Raw genomic sequence first — 5,471 nt, 5'->3', positions numbered from 1 at the left:
GGTGACTTTCTCTTTAAGGCCCCTTTGGGGCCGCTCTTTGGCTCCCCCTTTTCCCCCTGTGGGTTTGCAGAATGTACGAAAAGAGGTGTAAGGAATGGCGGATCAGCAAGAAGCTCTGGAACGGCTGCGGGAACTTTACAGGGAAAAGAACGAGCATTTAGAGAAGTTTTTGGAGCCGGTGGAGCCGTATGAGTTTTATCGTGAGATCTTCCCGGAAGGATCTTTCGAGAGGAAGGGTCATTTTGAGGACAGGAAGGGAAATGGAATTGCGGTGACGGTGCCGAAAGGTGAGGTTGACAAGGCAACGGGGATTGCCTTGCAGATCGAGGGGGACGGTAAAGCGAAACGCTGTACCATCACTGACGAGCTGGACGAGCTGCGGGAGCTGCAAGACACCGATTTTACGATTATGTCCCCGATTTCTTATTTTGGGCGGCGGCGGTGTGGCAAAAATGCCCGGTATCTCTATGCTCTGGTCTTTGACCTGGACGGGGTGGGTATGCCTCAGCTCCGGGACACGCTGCACCAGATGAATAAGGATATTTTGCCCCAGGCAACCTTTGTTGTAAACAGCGGGACAGGGCTTCACCTGTATTATGTGCTGAAAGAGCCGGTGCCTATGTACCCGTACAACCAGAAATGCTTGAAAGAGCTGAAATATTCCCTTACCCGGCAGATTTGGAATAAGTTTACCTCCACTATCAAGGAGCCGCAAATGCAGGGGATTTTGCAGGGCTTTCGGGTGGTCGGCTCCGGCTCGAAGCTGGGGGGTGAGTATCCTGTGAGGGCGTTCCGGCTCGGCGGGCCGGTGGAGCTGGCGTGGCTGCTTGATTATATCCCGGACAGCAACGGGGAACAGCAGCGGCTTGAGGGGCTTATGAGAAAGAGCCGCCTGTCGCTGGCCGAGGCGAAAGAGAAGTACCCGGATTGGTATGAGCGGCGGATCGTCAAGAAGGAGCGGCGGGGCCGATGGACGGTTAAGCGTGACCTTTACGACTGGGGGCTGCACCGGATCGCCGATGAAATCCGGGTGGGCCATCGTTTCTATGGCATTATGACGCTGGCGATTTATGCGAAAAAATGCGGGATAGACGAGGACGAGCTGCGCCGGGACGCTTTCGCGCTGCTCCGGCCCTACGATGATATGAGCGTGGAGGATATAAACCGCTTTACAAAAGATGATGTGGTGTGCGCTCTGGAAATGTTCAATGAGGACTATGTGACATTCCCCAGGGACGATATAGCGAAGCTCTCCGGCCTGACTATGCCTGTCAATAAGCGTAATTTTCAAAGACAAGCAGATCATCTTGAAATTGCAAGAGCTATTCGGGATATTAAAGCGAAACAGCAAGGGAAAAAGGATTGGAGAGAAGGGAACGGGCGGCCTAAAGGCAGCGGAACGGCTCAGGTGCGGGTTTATGAATGGCGGCAGCAGCACCCGGAGGGGCGCAAGGCTGACTGTCACCGGGAAACTGGCCTTGATCCGAAAACCGTCCGTAAGTGGTGGGATTGCCCGCCGCCAGCGGTACGCTTTGAAAATGGGCATATAACAGTGCAGGTGTCCCCTTCCCAGGAGTTAAGCGATTGGCTCCTGGACGCGCTGCACAATGGAGGCCAGGAATAAGGCCCAGAAAGGCCCCTGTTACGCTTTAGAAGCCGTTTTCAGCCCTCCGAGGGTAAATATACCGGCCCCCTCTCTACCGCGCCCGGAAAGCCGCATAAATCAAGGCTTTTTTGCCACCTAAATGCGTACATACCAGGGCAGAAGTTTAAGAGCCAGGGCTTGGGGAAACGGGCAGGAAAATGTATTGACATTGTAAATAAAAAATGATACAATGTATATAATAAGAGTGAAAGGAGTTGCTATCTATGGCGAATACAAATATTAACATTCGTATGGACGCAGATTTGAAGCGGCAGTTTGAGGCGTTCTGTGCTGATATGGGAATGACGATGACAACGGCGTTCAATGTTTTTGCTCGTAAGGCGGTGAGAGAGTATAGAATACCCTTTGAAATCAGCGGCGATGTGCCGAACGCAGAAACCGTCGAAGCAATCCAGGAAGTAAAGAGAATGAAGGCCGATCCGAGCCTCGGCAAGACCTATTCCAATGTCGATCAGATGATGGAGGAGCTGCTTGCCGATGTATAACATAAGACCAACCACAAAGTTTCAGAAGGATTTGAAGCGTGTGAAAAAGCGCGGCTTTGATATTTCTTTGCTGACCGATATTATTAAAAAGCTGGCTGCGGGGGAGCCGTTGCCGGAGAAGAACAGGGATCACCAGCTTTCCGGGGACTATGCGGGGTGTCGTGAGTGCCACATTACGCCGGATTGGTTGCTGATCTACGAAGTGGACGGGGACGAGCTGATTTTATATCTTACCCGGACGGGATCGCATAGCGACTTATTTTAGGGGAAGGAGGAAAGGTCTATGAGCTGGGATAAAGAGAGGATCGCGCAGATACAGCTTCCCGATCCGGCAGACGATGATCCGCACCCTCGTCTGCTCTTGGAAGGGCGCGGCATACACGCAGGAGAGGGATTTACAGCTCTGTTTCCAGATGGCTGGCACGAGATTACCCTTGAAGTAGCCTGGGAGCCGACAGGCCCTGCTTGCTGGTACATATCTACGCCTGGGTTTAAGGGTGTGTGTCCTGTGGGCCTGTTCGTGAAAGTATGAAAACGATACGGCAGATAGCCGACGAGATAGGGGTATCAAAGCAGGCGGTCTATAAGCGATACAAAGGCAAGCTGCATACGGTTTGCGCTCCGTATACGCATACGGAGCAGGGGGTATTGTATCTATCGGAGCAGGCTGAAACCCTGATAAAACAAGATTTTTTGAAAGATGACCGCTCCAATGGAGCGCATACGGATACGCATACGGAGCGCTCCATTGGAGCGGTGCCGGAGCAGTCGCAAGAGGCCGGAGTGGTAGCAGTTTTGCAGGCCACCATCGACACGCTGCAGGGGCAGCTTGAAGTGAAAGACCGGCAGATTGAGGAACTAAACGCAAGGCTGGCAGAGGTCAGCGCGGCGCTGCTTGCCGCCCAGCAGACAGCAGCGGCGGCCCAGGCCCTTCACGCGGGGACAATCCAGCAGCAGCTTCTTACCGGGGAGGCCGGAGCGGATCAGCAGGGCCAGGAGCCGGAGCAAAAGCGCGGGTGGTTTAGTAAACTGTTTGGAAAGTAGAAAGCAACTTAAAGTTGCTCAATAATTGATGGTAGCAACCGAGAAGTTATTGCTAAAATGATAATCAGAAAGGAGGAACAAATATGAGTATAGCGGCACCAATGCTGGTTATTTCTTTGATCATCTATGCAGGTCTTTTCGGGCTATTTATCTATCTGGTTATCTTAATTATTCGAGCTTTGAAGAAATATATTAGGTCTAAAGATGTAAGAGCTGAAAAGAGCGTCCTTAAGCAAAATTTAGGTGAAGTATTGAAAGACTTGCGGACTAAAAATAAGATGACTCAAGAATTTGTAGCAGAAACAATAGGGGTTAGTCGGCAAGCAGTATCTAAGTGGGAAAGCGGAGAATGTGATCCGAGTACCTCTAATTTGATTGCGCTGGCAAAGTTGTACAGAACGACGGTTGAGGAAATTTTGCAGAACATAAAGCAGTAATTTGACAGTGTGGCCGAAGCCCCAGCCGGAGCCGCCCGAAAGCAGCGGGAAACCGTAGCGGTTGGCAGCTCCGGCAATCCCCCGCGGGAGCGCGCAAAAGCACTTTCATACTGCCAGCCCCAAAGGGGCGGCGGTGTGAAAGTGCTTTTGCGTTACTTTCTCACAAGAAAGTAACAAAGAGGTTGTGGCCTGCGGCCAGTTATGGTAAAATAAGAATAGTAAGATATGGGCTTTTTGCAGGAAAGGGACGGGTGATTTTATAGGTACAACCATTTCGGGAATGACGGGCCGGGGAAGCATCCGGCACAACAACAGGAGCTTTTCAGCGGCGAATGTAGACCGGAGCAGGTCGGGGCAGAATGTCACCTTTTGCAACGAGGATTTGAAAAAGGTGTACCACGAACTTTTCGATGAAGCCCTGGCTGCCTACAATGCCAAAAAGAAAAAGACCAGGGACAAGATACCAGACTACTATGAGCATATCAGGCAGAGCAAGCAGGAAAAGCTATTTCACGAGGCTATCTTTCAGATCGGCAACTTGACGGACTGCGGGTGCGGCTCCCCTGGAGGGGAACGGGCGGCGGCAGCTCTCAAAGAATTTGCAGAATCCTTCCAGGAGCGCAACCCTCATCTGCGGGTGTTCAATATGGTGCTGCACATGGACGAGGCCACGCCCCACCTCCATGTGGACTTCGTGCCTGTGGCAACGGAACAGAGCCGGGGCCTCTCAACGCGGGTATCAATGAAACAGGCGTTAAAGCAGCAGGGATTTGAAGGGCTGGGCCGGAAGCAGACAGAATGGAAAGCCTGGATGGAACGGGAGAAAGAAGCTCTAACGGAAATCGCCCAGGCGCACGAATTTGAGATTATCAGCCTGGGCGGTGGCCGGCCTCATATGGAGCTGCCAGAGTATAGAGCAGCGGCCCAGCGGCTTGAAGCTGTCCAGGAACAGGTGATAGCGGCAGAGCAGGAGATCGCGGCTCTGGAAAAGCAGAGAAAGGCCCTGCAAGGGAATGTGAAGCTGCTGAAAGCGGTTGAGAAGGTCAAGCCCGATCTGGACGCAATACAGCCGGAAAAGACGCTGACAGGGGCCGTCAAGGGCGTGACGGTGGAGCAGGTGAAGGAGCTGAAGGCGGCGGTGATCCGGGGCGCGGCGGCAGAGCAGAAGGTGCGGGAGCTGAAGGTAGAAAACCAACAGCTTCAGCAGAAAATCCCCTCGACGAAAGAAAAGCTGAAGGAGGCCCAGGAGCGGCAGCGGCTTGAAAATGAAAACCGGCAGCTCAAAGTGCAGGTGGAATACCTGGAAGAAGATTTGAGCCGGGAGCGCGGGTTTTCGGCGCGGCTTCAGGAAGGGATCGGGGCGGTGCTGGATTTCCTGGATCGGCACTTGCCAGAGCAGTTCCGGCCCCTGGTCGAAAAGGCGCGTGAGCTACTACCTGTGCCAGAGGTGCAGCAGCCGGAAAGAGAGCAGGAACGGGGCCATACCTGGGGTGGTATGGAGCTGTAAAAGAAGCCTGTCAGGGGGCCTTGCAAGAGCCGCCCGGACAGGCTATAATAACAGTAAAAATAGGGAATAAAATATATTGATAATATATGCCCCCCCTATGGGGTATGGGAGATGGCAGGGAGTTAGTGGGTTGTAAAATAGGGAATAAAATATATTGATAATATATGCCCCCCTCTGGCCTTTAGGCCAGGGAGAAAAATAATAAAATATTCTCTCTCGGACAGGGAGAAAGTCGGAGAGGGTTATGGGGGTGAGCGGCGGGGTGTGGGAATGTGGTAAACCTGAAAGGTTTTCCATCATTTCCATGCCCCAGAGCGAGGGGGAAAAGGGGG

The 5,471-nt window shown here is 52.7% G+C and carries 8 protein-coding genes; 7 read left to right on the top strand and 1 reads right to left on the bottom strand.

Annotation, left to right across the window (positions count from 1 at the left end; all coding sequences use genetic code 11):
• Positions 1-94 precede the first annotated feature (94 nt).
• The 7 genes from DWX65_RS14655 to DWX65_RS14625 all read left to right on the top strand — a co-directional run bounded on the left by DWX65_RS14655 (position 95) and on the right by DWX65_RS14625 (position 5,139).
• Complete coding sequence (locus DWX65_RS14655) at positions 95-1,624, top strand: hypothetical protein (RefSeq protein WP_118173738.1); 1,530 nt, start codon at positions 95-97, stop codon at positions 1,622-1,624.
• A gap of 245 nt (positions 1,625-1,869) precedes the next feature.
• Positions 1,870-2,151, top strand: coding sequence for a type II toxin-antitoxin system RelB/DinJ family antitoxin (locus tag DWX65_RS14650; RefSeq protein WP_087295645.1), 282 nt, complete (start codon positions 1,870-1,872; stop codon positions 2,149-2,151).
• A complete protein-coding gene (locus DWX65_RS14645) occupies positions 2,144-2,416 on the top strand; it encodes a type II toxin-antitoxin system YafQ family toxin (protein ID WP_066859802.1) in 273 nt (90 codons plus the stop codon). The genes DWX65_RS14650 and DWX65_RS14645 overlap by 8 nt, the downstream gene beginning before the upstream one ends.
• Positions 2,417-2,434: 18 nt before the next feature.
• Positions 2,435-2,683 (top strand): hypothetical protein, encoded by a 249-nt coding sequence (locus tag DWX65_RS14640; protein ID WP_087295647.1) that lies wholly within the window; start codon positions 2,435-2,437, stop codon positions 2,681-2,683.
• On the top strand, positions 2,680-3,195 hold the full coding sequence (locus tag DWX65_RS14635) for a hypothetical protein (protein WP_117515913.1): 516 nt from the start codon (positions 2,680-2,682) through the stop codon (positions 3,193-3,195). Before DWX65_RS14640 ends, DWX65_RS14635 begins: the two co-directional genes overlap by 4 nt.
• An 83-nt stretch (positions 3,196-3,278) precedes the next feature.
• On the top strand, positions 3,279-3,632 hold the full coding sequence (locus tag DWX65_RS14630) for a helix-turn-helix transcriptional regulator (RefSeq protein ID WP_117515911.1): 354 nt from the start codon (positions 3,279-3,281) through the stop codon (positions 3,630-3,632).
• 280 nt (positions 3,633-3,912) lie between these two features.
• Entirely contained in the window at positions 3,913-5,139 is a 1,227-nt protein-coding gene (locus DWX65_RS14625) for a plasmid recombination protein (protein WP_182432203.1), read from the top strand.
• A gap of 42 nt (positions 5,140-5,181) precedes the next feature.
• Here DWX65_RS14625 and DWX65_RS15255 read toward each other — a convergent pair.
• Positions 5,182-5,471, bottom strand: a 290-nt coding sequence (locus DWX65_RS15255) for a hypothetical protein (protein WP_207661137.1), incomplete at its 5' end; no start/stop codon positions are given.

The organism is Roseburia sp. AF20-18LB (assembly GCF_003461185.1).
Lineage (GTDB): Bacteria > Bacillota > Clostridia > Lachnospirales > Lachnospiraceae > Roseburia_C > Roseburia_C amylophila.
This window is presented reverse-complemented; position numbering and strand designations above follow the sequence as displayed.

Coding starts and splice junctions, on each gene's coding strand:
- DWX65_RS14655 (WP_118173738.1), top strand. CDS start 95: ATGGCGGATCAGCAAGAAGCTCTGGAACGGCTGCGGGAACTTTACAGG.
- DWX65_RS14650 (WP_087295645.1), top strand. CDS start 1,870: ATGGCGAATACAAATATTAACATTCGTATGGACGCAGATTTGAAGCGG.
- DWX65_RS14645 (WP_066859802.1), top strand. CDS start 2,144: ATGTATAACATAAGACCAACCACAAAGTTTCAGAAGGATTTGAAGCGT.
- DWX65_RS14640 (WP_087295647.1), top strand. CDS start 2,435: ATGAGCTGGGATAAAGAGAGGATCGCGCAGATACAGCTTCCCGATCCG.
- DWX65_RS14635 (WP_117515913.1), top strand. CDS start 2,680: ATGAAAACGATACGGCAGATAGCCGACGAGATAGGGGTATCAAAGCAG.
- DWX65_RS14630 (WP_117515911.1), top strand. CDS start 3,279: ATGAGTATAGCGGCACCAATGCTGGTTATTTCTTTGATCATCTATGCA.
- DWX65_RS14625 (WP_182432203.1), top strand. CDS start 3,913: ATGACGGGCCGGGGAAGCATCCGGCACAACAACAGGAGCTTTTCAGCG.